Consider the following 14,421-nt stretch of genomic DNA (forward strand, 5'->3'; position numbering starts at 1 on the left):
AACGGTATTTTGATGCAGTGACTCACTAGGGTTTTCCCATACAGATGCGATAACGTATCAGGCTGACGAAATTTTTGCGAACTTCGGGCAGAGAAGCCCGGCCCCCACCGCGGCGCGTGTAACGGGGTACAGTCCCGCCGAAAATGCCCCACAAACCCACCCTAATGATGCTCTGGTTATTTAGAACTGAAGATTCCTTAGTTCCAGTTTTAACGCGGGACTGCGGCACGCTGGTACTCATTGGCGCCATTGCAGCATCCACAGGCCAAGGCTTTGCGCAACAAAGCATCACTCTGCTCAACGTGTCGTATGACCCGACCCGCGAGCTCCATGTCGAGTTCAACCCCGCGTTTGCCAAGTACAGGAAAGCCAAAACCGGCCAGACGGTGACCGTCAAACAAAGCCACGGCGGCTGGGACAAAGCCCACTTCGCCCACGGCGCCAGCTTTGACCGGATCTACGCCAAAAAGTAATGAAATTGGCTGCTAGCGCACTATCTAAATGCGCCAGCAGCTATCAAAATAATAGCGATATTTACTTGCGCGCCAGCCAGACGCCAAACACCGTAAGCCCCATGCCCGCTAGCGCCAAGCCGGTCAGCGTCTCGCCAAACAGGGCCCAAGCCACCAGCGCGGTACAGGGTGGCACCAAGTAAAACAGGCTGGCCACATTGACGGCGCTGCCGCTGCGGATCAGCACATTGAGCAGCGTGACCGCCCCTAGCGACAAGACCAGCACCAACCACGCCAGTGCAAACACAAAGGACCCGGTCCACTCAATGTGCATCGTCTCGGTGGCGGCTGCTGCCAAGCCCGTCAGCACCAGACTGGGAATGAACTGAATCAGCGAGCCGGTGCGCAGATCGAACGAAGGGCAGTAGCGCTTTTGGTACAGCGTGCCAGCCGTGATGGCCAGCAAGGCCACAGCCACCGGAAACAACAAGGTCCACAGCGTAGCCAGCCCCGCACCGGCAGCCACCTTGTGCGCCACCACCAGCGCCACCCCGGCAAAGCCAGCTGCGAGGCCGGCCCATTGCGTGGCGCGCACTTTTTCGCGCAGCAGCCAGCCGGCACCCAGCGCGGTGAGCAAGGGTTGTAGTCCCACCACAATGGCTGCCACACCGGCAGGCAACCCATGGCCGATGGCGACGAACACGCCACCCAGGTACACCGCATGCACCAGCACACCAGTCACGGCAATGTGCCCGCACTCGCGCCATGTGGACGGCCAGGGTGCCCGCGTATGCCACACGACCAGCCCCATCAACACCAGGACCGCGGCGTAGCGCACGGTCAAAAAAGTGAGTGGCTCCACATACGGCAAACCAAACTTGGCCCCGATAAAACCGGTGCTCCACAAGGCCACAAACAAGAGCGGATACAGGGTAGCCAAAGGGGAAGCAGAAGTGGTGGAGCGCGAAGTCATGCACCGATCTTAAAGATTCCGCCCCGACACCCTCTAATGAGGAGCCAAACCGACATCTAGCCCATATGGAATATGCGCATATAGCTCTTAAATTGATAGCAATTTAATGCCTGAAAGGCTTCAGGAAAGAGGACTCTGAACCCTGGACATACCCCATAACCAGCAACTCTTTGGCCCGGGATGCGGCCACATAAAACAGGTTGCGCTCGTCCTGGCTCGTGTTGTCAAAGGTCTTCTTGTTGCAGTCCGGGATGAACACGATACGGAACTCCAAGCCCTTGGCATCCTCGATGGTGGAGAGCCTGAGCTGGCGGTGTGCTGCACTGGGCTTTCTGAGCGTGTGGTCAAACATGTTCATGGCGCCCAAGAAGGCATCAATCGACGTGTATTGGTTGGCAACCTTGCCCAGGCTGTCGAGTGCATAGCGCACCTCTTCAAAGTCCGCCTCAGACACATAGATCTTCTGGCCGATGCGGTTGAAATCCAGCGCGTCCATGAAGTCTTTGATTTTCGAAGCCTCATTGCTGGCCGCAATTTCTAAGGCCGCGTGGATGGAATGCTGGGTCTCAGGATCGGCCGCACCCAGCAAATCCGGGAACACAAACTGCCTGAAGTTGTCTTCCGTGGCCGAATGGATGACCGCATCCGTCGCGTCTTGCGCGTCAAGCACCGAGAGGTTGGCGCCCATGAATTCCCAAACGGCTTGCTTGGCCTCCAGGAGAGCGTGCGCAATGAATTTGCTCTGGTGGTCGACCGCGATCGCCAAGAGCATCCGCACAAATGCAATCTCCGGGCGCTGAAGGAAAGGCCTGAAGCCCACGGTCTGGTAGGTCATTCCTTTCAACAGCAATTCATGCTCAATACCGACCGAAGCGCCCGGATGCCGCAGCAACACCGCAAAGTCGTCGCCCAGGGTGTTGGGGTCGACCTTGTGCTGCTGAATGAGTTGCGTGATCAGGTCTGCATTGGCCTTCGGACCATCGGCCAGCCGCAGGATGGCGTTCGAGGTGTGGCCCGGATCAGTGTTGTATTCCTTTCGGGCGAATACCCCCAAGGGACGGGCGATGGCTGGGCCGAATCGCCGCGTCACCGTCAGCGGGAATGCGGTCACCTCACCCAGCTCGCGGCTGAGGTCGGGCCCCAGGAAATACGAGTCCGCCCCGTTCTTGGCATGGATGACCTGATCCCTATCACCCACGCCCAGGAACGTGGCCCCCGGGTTGTGTTCCAGCAAGGCGCGGATGACGGTGAAGATCGCCCAGCCACAGTCGTGCATTTCATCGAGCACGATGGCTTCGATGCCCAGGCTGAGGGGGTGCTTGTCCCACGACCACGGTGCGTTTTCTGACAACAACCACCGCGCCATGTCGTAGGTCGCGTCCCCCGGATACCGGAATGTGACCCGCTCGCCTTCCGGGTTGGCGAAGCCGGTTCTGTCCCGCTCGTACTGGAGAAAAACAGCAAGCGGGGTGTAGTCCGTGCCCAGCTCGGCAGCCACCGCAGGGGTGCACCTGAAATCCTCCCCGTAGCGGGGGACGGCCAAGGTGCCTTTGAGCACCGCAAATTCTTCCATCAGGTGCTCCACCGACAGCGCGCCGGTACCCTGAATTGAAAAGTCGTTGGCAAACCTCTCTTGCGATGCCTCACGGGCACGCAGGACTGCCTGCAGCACATAGGGTCGGACCTGCACTGCCCGCTCAAAGGTTTTAACCGGGTGTGCGCGCACGCCATCCTGAACCTCGGTTTCCACCCGTTTGAGACGGGTGGCACACAACGCATCCACCGTTCCCACACGCACCTTGGACGACACCGCGTCGGCCATACCAATGCGGTAAAACGCCTCTGTATAGGCTCGCACCCCTGGGGTGCTATAGGCCAACGCAACGATCTTGGCGGGGTCCACCCCGCGTTCCACCAGCTTTTGAATACGCATGGCCGCGGTCGTGGTCTTTGCCGACCCGGCGTTGGCTTCAATGAGGATGCGTGGTGCGACTGTGTTGATGATGTCGATCTGCTCTTTGCTTGGAACTAACAAAATCCAACTCCCTTGATGTGTCGCAGCATCGGCAAATGGTAGCGCCATGGCGCTAGGCGACGCGCCCTTGCCGGCAGAAGGCGCGCCGGGACGCGCTACAGTCCTGCCAATCCGCAGGACACGCATGAACTGGTTTACCGCTCTCTCCACCCGTCTCTTTCGCCCCAAACCCCGCACCGCCGAACAGCGTGCGCGCGACCTGCTGCGCGCCGTGGATGCGGGTGGCCTGCCGCTGAATGTGGCGGTGGTGAACCACATTGCCCGCGAGCTGGGTCTGGATGTGTCGCGCAAGGCGCGCATGCCCGAGACGATTGAGCGCATCCGCAAAGTCATGGCGGGGCGCTAAAGCCATGCTCAAACTCGGATTCAACTTTCTGGTGGTGGTGTTGCTGGTGCTGGTGGTGGTGTTCACCTGGCGCACCAAGCGGCGCGAAAAGTGGGAGCGTGCCGGCCAGTGCTACAGCTGCGGCGCGGTGCCCCACACCACCGACAAGCATGGCCGCATCTGCAACGACTGTGTGCAGACCCGCACCATCCAGCGCTGGCTGGGCGGCTTCATGGCCCTGGTGATCGCGGCGATTGCCGCTTGGGTGCACTGGCCGGCATGACCCCTGTGGCTGCACAGCGGGTAAATCCCCCGCCAGCACCCGGTCAAACTATTCAAACGGCTTTCGTGGCCAGCAAACCGACCGACTGCCGGTGCACATGGCGCCAAAGCAACACACCAGAGCCTACACCGCACGCGCACAGCACCCACCACAAGCCGGCCTCAGGCCCGTGAGGTGAACGATCCAAGACCGCACCAACAAGCATATTGCCGATCAGGGAGATCAGGCCTCCGACGCCGGCCAGAAGACCGTAGTAGCGGGCTCGACTGACCGAAGGGGCGTAACGCGCCACCTCACTGTTAATCAACGGATAAACCAGCACAGAACCTGCACTGAATAGCAACGCGAACACCATGCTCACCATAGCCAGCCTTCCCGGTTCGAGAACGAGCAGGCTCCCGTATGCCGAACCCATCAACATGAGGCCCATGCCCATGGCTCGGGCAGTGCCCAGCAGCGGCGCGAGGTAGCGGCTCGCAGGCCATTGAAGAGCAATGCTGAAAACAGCGGTCAAAGTAAAGATATGAGTCACCGGTGCAGTACCCGTCTGTTGTGCCTGCAAATGGGCCGGTACCGCCAGATAGAGCTGCTGAAACAAAATGGAATAGCCCCCCGACCACAGGCTGAACAACCAAAAAGTACGGTGCCGTAGCAAACCCCGCCAAGCCCCGGCTTGTGGGTCCGGAGGCACATCGGCTTGTTTGGCAGATCCAGACAATGTGGTCTCCACCGGCAGCAGCCTCCATTGCACCAGCATGAATATGCCAAAAAGTCCGCCCGCTACCAGGGCCGTAGTGCGAAACCCATGCGTTCCTGCCCACAAGCCCACCAAAGGCCCCAGCAGCATGCCCGCCTGACTCATCCAGTGGTGCCACACAAAGACCTGCCTGCGCCGAGTTTCGTCGGGGTGCAGGAGGGAGAGATAGGCCTGTGAAGAGGGCGTGAACAACGCCCCCGCCAGCCCTGTGAATGCTGCTCCGAGTAGCAGCCCATACAAATTCAAGCTATGCCCCAGCATCAAAAAGCCCGCTGCGCGCAAGGCGCACCCCCAGATGATGGTCGGGCGGTAACCCCACAGGTCACCCAGCCAGCCCCCCATCAGGAATAGGCCCTGTTGGCTTAGAACACGGATGCCAAGCACCAGCCCGATGGAGGCGGCCTGCATGGCCAAATCCGCTTGCATGTAGCTAAACAGATAGGGCAACACCATGTAGAAACCGAGATTGAAAGCAAATGCGTTGCCAATCAGCACACGCGTCGCGGCCTCGCGGGAGACGCCGGCTGTGTGCCCCGGCTGCACCGGGGCGGAAACGCGCTCAATGGAGCGATTCATGCAGCAAGACGTGTCCAGGCGGCAGGCGCCAAGGCTTCGGTGTCCACCGGCCCTGCAGTAGCCTGCCGCAGGGGCCGGATGTAGGGGGTCCCGTCATCGTCCAATCGGATGTTGACGGGCACGTCATAGAGGTCCCGAATCAGCTTGAGGTGTCAGGGTTTTCTGTGGACTTCCACAGGCCAGCAGGCGCCCGCCGCTCAGGGCCAGAATAATGTCAGCAAATTGCGCCGTGAGGTTGAGGTCATGCAACACCATGATCGTGATCCAGCCTCGCTCACGCGTGAGCGCACGCGCCTGCTCCAGGAGCACCATCTGGTGTTTCAGATCCAGCGCACTGACGGGCTCATCCAAGAGCATGACGCGCGGATTGCGCAACAACACCTGGGCAAAGAGGCAAAGCTGACGTTGGCCCCCGCTGACCGCATGAATCGGGCGGTGAGCGAGGTGCAATAGGCCCACGGAGTCCAACGCCTGCAGGGCCTGCGTAAGTTGCGAGTCGCTCACGCGCATGCCCAAACGGTCCATTTGCCCCATCAGCACCACTTCCAGCACGCTGAGGTCAGCTGCAATGTGCGAATCCTGCGGCATGTACCCGAAAAGATGCCGCCATGTACTGCCCTTGCAGCTGGCTTGGTTTATGCCGTCAAACCAGACCTCGCCACCGGCGGGCTTGTTCTCGCCGAAGACAGTGCGCAACAGGGTGGACTTACCGGTGCCATTGGGTCCGATGATGGCGTGGACCCTGCCCGGTTCAAAACGGGTGCTCACGCCGTTCAACAACACCTGCTCACCGGCAGCGAGATGCAAGTTACGGATCTCAAGCATGGCGGCCGCGCTTTCCCAAAATAAGCCAGAAAAAGAAAGGGACTCCGATGATGGCGGTCACGATACCGATCGGAAACAACGCGCCTGGCACCAGCGTCTTGGACAACACTGACGCCGTGGACAGCAGAAAACCTCCACTGAGCATGGACAGCGGTATAAAAAATCGCTGGTCTTCGCCCACCAGCATGCGCGCAATGTGCGGCGCCACCAACCCTATGAACCCGATCACGCCCACGAAGCTAATGGCGGTTGAGGTCATCAGCGCAACCAGTACCAATGTTTTGACACGGAGCCGAGTGACATCGACGCCCAGACTGCGCGCACGGGCTTCTCCTAGGCGCAGTGCGGTGAGCTTCCAAGCGTCCTGGAACAGCAGTGCACAACACACCAAGGTCACTGCGGACGTCATCAACAGGGTGGTCCAGGTGGTTTTGTTCAAGCTTCCAAAGAGCCAAAACAAGATTTGCTGACTCAGTTCAGGAGACGACAGAAACTGCAGTAACGACAACAAAGACTGGAACAAGAACAACAAGGCAATGCCGGCCAAGATCAGCGTCTGCGAACTGACATGGCGCATCAGTGCCAGCCCGAGGAGCACGCTCGCACAGACCATACACATGACGAAAGCGCCCAAGGGAATAGCCACCAGAGACGGCAGCCCGAAACCGCCAAAATACAGGCTGAGGGCCGCCCCTAGGCCTGCGGCCGCTGCCATGCCTAACGTGAAGGGGCTGGCCATGGGGTTGTCCAGCAATGTTTGCATCTCTGCGCCACCGACACCCAACGCCGCACCAACCACTAAGGCCATCAGGGCAATAGGCAAGCGCATGTCCAGAACAATGGCCCGTGCAGTGGGATCAGCTAGAGCCGGGTCCAGCAAAGTGGCTGTGACATCGGCCAGGCTCAGCATGGAAGGACCAGTCGCAATGTCCAGCACCAGACTCGCGCAAATCAGCACACCGAAGCCCAGCAAATACAGCCAGCGGGAGCCCTCGCGTTTGCGCTGGCCGGCCAGCGCCTGTTCAACGGTATAGCTCGCGTTCACTTGCGATCCAAATGAACCATGAAGCTGCCGCGCGGCTGGATAGGCAGATAGCGTGCATAAAACCCGTGGTAAGTGCCCTCAGGGTTCAGGTCCTTGAAAAGCCCCGGGTACATGGCTTTGGCCATGTATTGCATCATGGCGAGATCCAGAATGCTTCGAGTGGCACCGTGATAGACGCCGTAGACCTTCTGGTGTTTCACCGCGTTGACGCCGCTCCAGCCACTGCGCTGAGTGAAACCCTTCAGACGCTGCAGTGACTGCTGTGTGTCGATCTCAAAACCCATCTGCATGGCAGCTGGATTAGTGACACTTTCGTAGCCAGCAATGAACACCACATCAGGGTTAGCGCTTAGAAATTTTTCAGGGCTGATGTTTCCCCAGTTCTTGATGAAAGGCTCTGCAATATTGCGCCCCCCTACTTGGGCGGCCATGGCACCCCACATGTTTTTGCCATAGGTATAGCTATATTCAGCTGGCCCTTTGTCACCCAACTCAATGTAAATGCCGGGCGCCGGTAGTTTGGCTTTAGCAAGCCGCTGCTGGATCAGTTCCACGCCGTTGCTGTAGTCCCGGGCAATTTGCTCTGCACGGGCAGTTTCCCCGGTAATACGGCCGAGTACCCGGACACTACTCACGTGGCGCTCCACCGTCTGTGAATTAAAGTCGACCACCACTACAGGAATGTTTGCAGCCTCCAAACGGGCCAACTCGCTGCCAAGGGTTTGGTACTGCCAATCAGCCAACACCACTACCGACGGCTTTGATGCCAACACCTTTTCGATGGAAAAGGTTTGGTCCTGCACACTGCCGACATCCGTGACCTTAAGCAACTGGGGTTTCTTTTCGGCATATTGCTTCCACACTACGGGGCGGGACTTCACAAACCATCCCAGCGAAGCGCCTGCCAGGCGATCGAAAGAACCATCACCCCCTACTGCGAAGTAGTCCTCGATATAAAAGCCCAGCATGACACGCTTGGCCGGTACATCGACTGTGACCTGGCGTCCGAGGACGTCTTGCACCACCGCAGGGGCTGCGCCAGCTTGACTGATAGCTCCCATCCACAAGGCGCAGGCGGCCAAACCTGAAAAGATCAAATGGCGTGCGGGTGATTTCATCTGTGTGTTTCCATTCCGTCGAAAGTGGGCCCTCTCAGGGGTAGGCGGGGAGCAGGGCACTGAACCAGTAGAGTCGACAAGATGTGCGAAGTCGCAGACTACGTCGACTGCCATTGCAAATTTAAATGAGAGTGATTCGTATTGTATTGCCAAATGAAAGACATGAAAGGGCTTAGACAGTAGCGCTTGGGACTTCAGCCCGAACGGCATATCATCCGTCCATGCGTGCTGTCCTCCTCATCCTGTTGATCGCCCTGGCGCCTCTGCGCGGCATGGCCAATGAGCTGATGGCGACCCGCATGGCCGCTGCGCTGACGGCCAGCATGGCAACCAACGCACACCACGGCACACCGGCTGCTGCGCAAGCAGGTGGCCACCACTGCGACGACATGGCCGCCAGCGCCATGCCCGAGCACATGGCCACCACAGCAGAGGCCGCATCCACGCACCACGCCAGCCCGTCCGCCGCCATGGCATCGCACGATGGCTGCGAGAACTGCGCCCTGTGCCAGATGTGTGCCGCTACCGCCATGCCGGCTGATTTGCAGGTCGCGCTGCCGGTATTCGGCCCGCAAATGCCCACGCCGGCGCACGCCGACCGCTTTGCCAGCGCCGCTGCGGCATTGGCCCAAAAACCACCCATTTCCTGATTCCAAGGCCCGTAGTGGGTCTCTAGTCCGCCCACCGGTTGCCCCGCGCAGCCTGCGGGCGGGGTGTTTTCACCTTGAATCAGGAAATCAACCATGTTCTCTTTTCGTTCGCTACGGCGGGCCGCCTGCGCTACTGGCTTGGGCTCCGCCCTTGTGCTGGTGGCCCACGCGCAGGCCCAGCCCGCAGTCCACACCCTGACTGAGCCTGCACGCACGCTGCAAACCAGTGACGCCGCCAGCCCCGTGCCCGCGCTGCCCTACCGCTCGGTGTTTGCCGACCTGCCCAAAGGCGTCGAAGAAGGCAGCGGCGATTGGAAGGCTGCCAACAAGGCGGTCGGGCAGTTCCCGCGTGGCCATATCGACCTGCTGCAGTGGGAAAAAGCCCGTGCCGCCAAACCGAAGGAGCAGCCATGAGCCCCATCCACCTGCCGCTGCGCGCGCTGCCTTTGGCCTTTGCGTTGCTGTTCACCCAAGCCCACGCCGCGCCACTGGATGGCGGCGTGCAAGGCCTGCAAGCCGAGGTGCAAAGCCGCCTGGGCGCCCTGCTGGGCCCGGCGGCCGCGCCATTGCGCATCGCCAGCCCGACCTTTGCAGACGCCGATGAGCTGACCAAGCTGCTCCAAGCCCCGCTGGATGGGCCTGCTGCGATGCGCATCGCCCTTCTCCACAACCCCGAGTTGCAGATGGCGCTGGGCGCGGAGGGCAGCAACATCACCGACATGCAAAGCACCGGCTTTCCGCCACGGCTGCGCGCCCGCGACGAAGCCACCCGCTTGGCCCTGCGCGCCTACAAGGCGTGGGTAAACGCGGTGGCCGCAGAACGCAGCGCCCAGCTGCTGCGCGAGGCCAAGACCACGGCCGAAACCGCCGACGAACTCACCCGTCGCATGGTGCGCGCCGGCAATGTGAGCCGCCTGACCCAAGCCCAAAGCCAGGCCACGCTGTCAGACGCCGCGGTGGCGCTGGCGCGGGGCGAGCAAGCGGCATTTGCTGCGCGCGAGCAGCTCATCCGGGTGCTGGGCCTGTGGGGTGCGCAAACCGGCTTTACCCTGGCGACCGCCCTGCCCTCATTACCCGCCAGCCCCACTGACACCACTGATCTGGAAGCTCGCGCCCTTGCCGCCCGCAGCAGCCTGCAAGCCGAGCGCCTGAGTTGGCAGCGCAAACAAGCTACTCACGTGCCATCCAGCGTAGATGAGCGCTGGGACGCGCTGGGCGACGCGGCCAAAGTGCGCGCGCAAGCCGTGCAGGTACGCAGCGAAGCGAGCGAAGCTGCCTTCAACCTGCGCACCCAGTGGGACATAGCCCACCACCTGCAAACCGAAGTGGTGCCACTGCGCCAGTTCATCCACGACGAGCTGACCCTGCGCTACAACGGCATGCTGACCAGCGTGTTTGAGGTCATGGCCGACAGCCGCACCCGCACGCTCAGCGGTCTGGCCGCTGCGGAAGCGCTGCGCGACTACTGGCTGGCGTTTGCCGATGTGCAGGCGGTGCTGGCCGGTGTGTCGCCCGAAGGCAGCGCACCCGCCCGCACCGGTGCCGCAGTCGGCCCCGACGCCAAAGCGGCGCATTGAGCGCCTCGCCCCCATTCAAGGATCTGTATGAACCGACGTAACTTTTTCAACGGTGCAGCAGCCACCGCCATGGGAGCGGTAGCTGCCGCCTCGGTGAGCCGCGTGGCCATGGCCGCCCTGCCTGAGCCGGTGCTGCAAACATCGCCCGCCACCATGCCGCCCCTGGTGCCCGGCACCGGCCGGCCCTACAACCCGGTTGTCACCCTCAACGGTTGGACCCTGCCCTGGCGCATGAACCAGGGCGTGAAGGAATTCCATCTGGTGGCCGAGCCGGTCGTGCGCGAGATGGCGCCCGGCTTCAAAGCCCATATGTGGGGCTACAACGGCCAGAGCCCCGGCCCCACCATCGAGGTGGTAGAGGGCGACCGCGTGCGCGTGTTTGTGACCAACAAATTGCCCGAGCACACCAGCGTGCACTGGCACGGCCAGCGCCTGCCCAACGGCATGGACGGCGTGTCGGGCCTGAACCAAGCGCCGATACCCGTAGGCAAGACCTTTGTGTATGAGTTTGTGGCGCGCCGCCCCGGCACCTTTATGTACCACCCGCATGCGGACGAGATGACGCAAATGGCCATGGGCATGATGGGCTTCTGGGTCACCCACCCCAAGACCAAAAACCCACTCATCAGCGAGGTGGACCGGGACTTTTGCTTTCTGCTCAATGCCTACGACATTGACCCCGGCAGCATGACCCCCAAAATCATGACCATGCTGGACTTCAACCTCTGGAGCTGGAACAGCCGCATATTCCCCGGCATCGACACACTCAACGTGCGCAAGATGGACAAGGTGCGTATCCGGGTGGGCAACCTCACCATGACCAACCACCCCATCCACCTGCACGGCCACGAATTTATGGTGACCGGTAGCGACGGCGGGCCCTGGCCGCTGGCTGCTCGGGTGCCTGAGATCACCACCGACATCGCGGTGGGGCAGATGCGGCAGTTTGAGTTTCTGGCCGACGAAGAAGGCGACTGGGCCTTCCACTGCCACAAGAGCCACCACACCATGAACGCCATGGGCCACAACGTGCCCACCATGATCGGCGTGGACCACCGCGGGCTGGTGGGACAACTACAAAAAGCCATGCCCGACTACATGGTGATGGGCGAGCGCGGCATGGCCGACATGGGCGAAATGGAAATGGCCCTGCCCGACAACACCGCCCCCATGATGACGGGCAGCGGCCCCTATGGCGGGGTGGAGATGGGCGGCATGTTCAGCATTCTCAAGGTGCGCAAAGACCAGAAGCCGGGGGATTACAAAGACCCAGGCTGGTACCAGCAGCCCCCCGGCACCCGCGCCTTTGAGTGGACCGGCGCCCTGCCCGAACCCGCACGCTTTCAGGCCGAAGGCAAGGGCAGCATGCCGCTGGCCCAGCCGCCCCATCACGACACCCAGGTCCAGGTGCGCAAGCCCATGGGCACCATGAACCACTGAGCCTTTTTCACTTCAAACAACGAGTACACATCATGAAAAACACTATCAAACTCATAGCTGCTTGCGCAATATTGGCGAGCGCTACCAGCTCTTTTGCTGCTGGAAGCCATGCCGGAGGCCACGGTACCGAGGCCATCGGCAAGCCCGGTGTCGCCGCCAAGGTGAGCCGCACGGTGCAAATCGACATGACCGACAACATGCGCTTCACGCCCTCCACTGTCACGGTGCGCAAAGGCGAGACAGTGCGCTTTGTCGTTAAAAACTCCGGGCAGCTCAAACACGAGTTCAACCTCGGTACCGAGAAGGACCTGAAAGAGCATTACGAAATGATGAAGAAGTTCCCGGAGATGGAACACGACGAACCCAACATCGCCAGCGTGGCGCCCGGCAAAACGGGTGAAGTGATCTGGCAGTTCACCAAGGCGGGTACTGTGAACTTTGCCTGCCTGCACCCCGGCCACTACGAGGCCGGCATGAAAGGCGCTGTGAAAGTGGGGGCCGGCAAATGATGCGCACACGCCGAACCGTGCTCGCTTCAATCGGCGCCCTGTTGGCTGTACCCGTGAGGGCTGCCAAGCCACCGGCAACCCCCATGGAGGTCTGGAAAGACCCCAACTGCGGCTGCTGCAAAGACTGGGTGAAACACCTGGAGCAAGCCGGCTTTACCGTGCGGGTGTACGACATCGGCAACGAAGCCAAGCGCGCCGCGCTCGGCATGCCGCAGGCCTTGGGCTCTTGCCACACCGGCGTGGTCGGTGGCTATGCCATTGAGGGCCATGTGCCGGCCAAAGACATCCAACGCCTGCTGCGCGAGAAGCCCAAGGCGCTGGGTCTGTCAGTGCCGGGCATGCCCATCGGTTCGCCGGGGATGGACGGCGCGATCTACAAGGGCCGCAAAGACCCGTTCGATGTGCTGCTGGTGGCCGCCAATGGCAACAGCACTGTGTTCCAGAGTTACCGCTGAAAGGACTGCACCATGACTTTCTCTCAACTGGCACACCGGGCCGGAATCACCCTTGCCGCGCTGGTGTGCGCGACTTCCGTGTTTGCCCAAGCAACCGCCGGGCTGGCCCAGGGCGAGATCCGCAAGGTCGACAAAGCGGCGGCCAAGATCACCATCAAGCATGGCGACATCCCTTCCATCGAGATGCCGCCGATGACCATGGTGTTCGGCGTCAAAGACGCGGCTTTGCTGGATAACGCCAAGGCGGGTGACAAAATCCGCTTCGATGCTGTCCTGGAGGGCGGCAAGTACATCGTCACCCGACTCGAAGCCGACCGATAAGACCCCATGAAGCTTCTACTGCACCGCCTCACCCCCCGTGGCATCAGCGCCGCCTTGCTGGCGGCTCTGCTCTTCGGGGCCGGCACGCCGCTGGCCAAATGGCTGATGGGCGATGTGCAGCCCTGGATGCTGGCGGGCTTGCTCTATCTAGGCTCCGGGTTGGGCTTGGGCCTGTTCCGCAGGCTCAGTGGTGCGGCACCGGTGCAACTCGCCCCCGGCGAGTGGCGCTGGCTGCTGGGTGCGATTGCTAGCGGGGGAGTGGTGGGCCCGGTGTTGCTGATGGTGGGCTTGAGCGGCATGCCGGCGTCCGGCGCGTCGCTATTGCTCAATGCCGAAGGTGTGTTTACCGCCGTGCTGGCATGGGTGGCTTTCCGCGAGAACGTGGACCGGCGCATTGCACTCGGCATGGCCGCCATTGCCGCCGGTGCGCTGGTGCTGAGCTGGCCTTCGCAGCCCGGGTTTGCGGGTGCGTGGCCGGCGCTGTGCATTTTGGGGGCCTGCCTGGCCTGGGCGCTGGACAACAACTTCACGCGCAAGGTGTCGCTGCACGATGCGAGCTGGATTGCCTGCGTCAAAGGTCTGGTGGCGGGCAGTGTGAATTTGCTGCTCGCGCTCTTGTTGGGCAACGCGTTGCCAGCGTTACCGGCACTCGGCGGCGCCATGCTGGTGGGACTGCTGGCCTACGGCGTGAGCCTGGTGCTGTTTGTAGTGGGCCTGCGGGAGCTGGGCACAGCGCGCACTGGTGCGTATTTTTCGCTGGCACCGTTCTTTGGTGCGGCGCTGGGTCTGGCCTATGGCGAGCCGCTGACCTGGCAGCTCGCAGTGGCGGCTGCGCTCATGGGCCTCGGGCTGTGGCTGCACCTGACCGAACACCATGCCCACCCCCATGTGCATGAAGCCATGGACCACAGCCATCCTCACAGCCACGACCTGCACCACCAGCACGATCACCCCGACCAACCCGGGCTGGTGCTCGCCCCGGGCGAGGTGCACACCCATGCACACCACCACGCGCCGCTGCATCACAGCCACCCGCATTACCCGGACGCGCACCACCAGCACGCGCACCCGTAGGGGGAG

General features: G+C 61.5%; 17 protein-coding genes and 1 pseudogene. 11 read left to right on the forward strand and 7 right to left on the reverse strand.

Annotated features, from left to right (window positions below):
- Positions 1-167 precede the first annotated feature (167 nt).
- Positions 168-422: pseudogene (locus RAE19_RS08965) on the forward strand (hypothetical protein); the annotation flags it as partial.
- 112 nt (positions 423-534) lie between these two features.
- On the opposite strand, the gene RAE19_RS08970 reads toward RAE19_RS08965, so the two are convergent.
- Entirely contained in the window at positions 535-1,425 is an 891-nt protein-coding gene (locus RAE19_RS08970) for a DMT family transporter (RefSeq protein ID WP_313874552.1), read from the reverse strand.
- A 103-nt stretch (positions 1,426-1,528) separates the two neighbouring features.
- Positions 1,529-3,460 carry a 3'-5' exonuclease gene (locus RAE19_RS08975; protein ID WP_313874553.1) on the reverse strand — a complete coding sequence of 644 codons (1,932 nt, stop codon included), beginning with the start codon at positions 3,458-3,460 and terminating at the stop codon, positions 1,529-1,531.
- 124 nt (positions 3,461-3,584) lie between these two features.
- On the opposite strand from RAE19_RS08975, the gene RAE19_RS08980 reads away from it, so the two are divergent.
- Both RAE19_RS08980 and RAE19_RS08985 read left to right on the forward strand, forming a co-directional pair.
- A complete protein-coding gene (locus tag RAE19_RS08980) occupies positions 3,585-3,806 on the forward strand; it encodes a hypothetical protein (RefSeq protein ID WP_313874554.1) in 222 nt (73 codons plus the stop codon).
- Positions 3,807-3,810: 4 nt separating this feature from the next.
- Positions 3,811-4,068 carry a hypothetical protein gene (locus RAE19_RS08985; protein ID WP_313874555.1) on the forward strand — a complete coding sequence of 86 codons (258 nt, stop codon included), beginning with the start codon at positions 3,811-3,813 and terminating at the stop codon, positions 4,066-4,068.
- A 52-nt stretch (positions 4,069-4,120) separates the two neighbouring features.
- On the opposite strand, the gene RAE19_RS08990 is transcribed toward RAE19_RS08985, so the two are convergent.
- Genes RAE19_RS08990 through RAE19_RS09010 form a run of 5 tightly spaced genes read right to left on the reverse strand, consistent with a single transcriptional unit; the run spans position 4,121 to position 8,389 of the window.
- Positions 4,121-5,401, reverse strand: coding sequence for an MDR family MFS transporter (locus tag RAE19_RS08990; protein ID WP_313874556.1), 1,281 nt, complete (start codon positions 5,399-5,401; stop codon positions 4,121-4,123).
- Positions 5,398-5,523 carry a hypothetical protein gene (locus tag RAE19_RS08995; RefSeq protein WP_313874557.1) on the reverse strand — a complete coding sequence of 42 codons (126 nt, stop codon included), beginning with the start codon at positions 5,521-5,523 and terminating at the stop codon, positions 5,398-5,400. The genes RAE19_RS08990 and RAE19_RS08995 overlap by 4 nt, the downstream gene beginning before the upstream one ends.
- 1 nt (position 5,524) lies before the next feature.
- On the reverse strand, positions 5,525-6,226 hold the full coding sequence (locus RAE19_RS09000) for an ABC transporter ATP-binding protein (RefSeq protein ID WP_313874558.1): 702 nt from the start codon (positions 6,224-6,226) through the stop codon (positions 5,525-5,527).
- Positions 6,219-7,271, reverse strand: a complete 1,053-nt coding sequence (locus RAE19_RS09005) for a FecCD family ABC transporter permease (RefSeq protein WP_313874559.1) — start codon at positions 7,269-7,271, stop codon at positions 6,219-6,221. Before RAE19_RS09005 ends, RAE19_RS09000 begins: the two co-directional genes overlap by 8 nt.
- Positions 7,268-8,389, reverse strand: coding sequence for an ABC transporter substrate-binding protein (locus RAE19_RS09010; RefSeq protein WP_313874560.1), 1,122 nt, complete (start codon positions 8,387-8,389; stop codon positions 7,268-7,270). Before RAE19_RS09010 ends, RAE19_RS09005 begins: the two co-directional genes overlap by 4 nt.
- A 221-nt stretch (positions 8,390-8,610) precedes the next feature.
- Between RAE19_RS09010 and RAE19_RS09015 the strand changes: the two genes are divergently transcribed.
- The 8 genes from RAE19_RS09015 (at position 8,611) to RAE19_RS09050 (ending at position 14,415) form a co-directional block, all read left to right on the forward strand.
- A complete protein-coding gene (locus RAE19_RS09015; RefSeq protein ID WP_313874561.1) occupies positions 8,611-9,039 on the forward strand; it encodes a hypothetical protein in 429 nt (142 codons plus the stop codon).
- Positions 9,040-9,132: 93 nt separating this feature from the next.
- Positions 9,133-9,453: a hypothetical protein gene (locus RAE19_RS09020; protein WP_313874562.1), complete on the forward strand. Its 321-nt coding sequence runs from the start codon at positions 9,133-9,135 to the stop codon at positions 9,451-9,453.
- Positions 9,450-10,616, forward strand: coding sequence for a TolC family protein (locus RAE19_RS09025; RefSeq protein ID WP_313874563.1), 1,167 nt, complete (start codon positions 9,450-9,452; stop codon positions 10,614-10,616). Before RAE19_RS09020 ends, RAE19_RS09025 begins: the two co-directional genes overlap by 4 nt.
- Before the next feature lie 27 nt (positions 10,617-10,643).
- Positions 10,644-12,056: a multicopper oxidase family protein gene (locus RAE19_RS09030; protein WP_313874564.1), complete on the forward strand. Its 1,413-nt coding sequence runs from the start codon at positions 10,644-10,646 to the stop codon at positions 12,054-12,056.
- 32 nt (positions 12,057-12,088) lie between these two features.
- Positions 12,089-12,565: a cupredoxin domain-containing protein gene (locus tag RAE19_RS09035; protein ID WP_313874565.1), complete on the forward strand. Its 477-nt coding sequence runs from the start codon at positions 12,089-12,091 to the stop codon at positions 12,563-12,565.
- Positions 12,565-13,020, forward strand: a complete 456-nt coding sequence (locus RAE19_RS09040) for a DUF411 domain-containing protein (protein ID WP_430962571.1) — start codon at positions 12,565-12,567, stop codon at positions 13,018-13,020. The genes RAE19_RS09035 and RAE19_RS09040 overlap by 1 nt, the downstream gene beginning before the upstream one ends.
- Before the next feature lie 12 nt (positions 13,021-13,032).
- Positions 13,033-13,341, forward strand: a complete 309-nt coding sequence (locus RAE19_RS09045; protein ID WP_313874566.1) for a copper-binding protein — start codon at positions 13,033-13,035, stop codon at positions 13,339-13,341.
- Positions 13,342-13,347: 6 nt separating this feature from the next.
- Positions 13,348-14,415: an EamA family transporter gene (locus tag RAE19_RS09050; protein WP_313874567.1), complete on the forward strand. Its 1,068-nt coding sequence runs from the start codon at positions 13,348-13,350 to the stop codon at positions 14,413-14,415.
- The last annotated feature ends 6 nt before the right edge of the window (positions 14,416-14,421 follow it).

Source organism: Rhodoferax potami (assembly GCF_032193805.1).
GTDB classification, from domain to species: domain Bacteria; phylum Pseudomonadota; class Gammaproteobacteria; order Burkholderiales; family Burkholderiaceae_C; genus Allorhodoferax; species Allorhodoferax potami_A.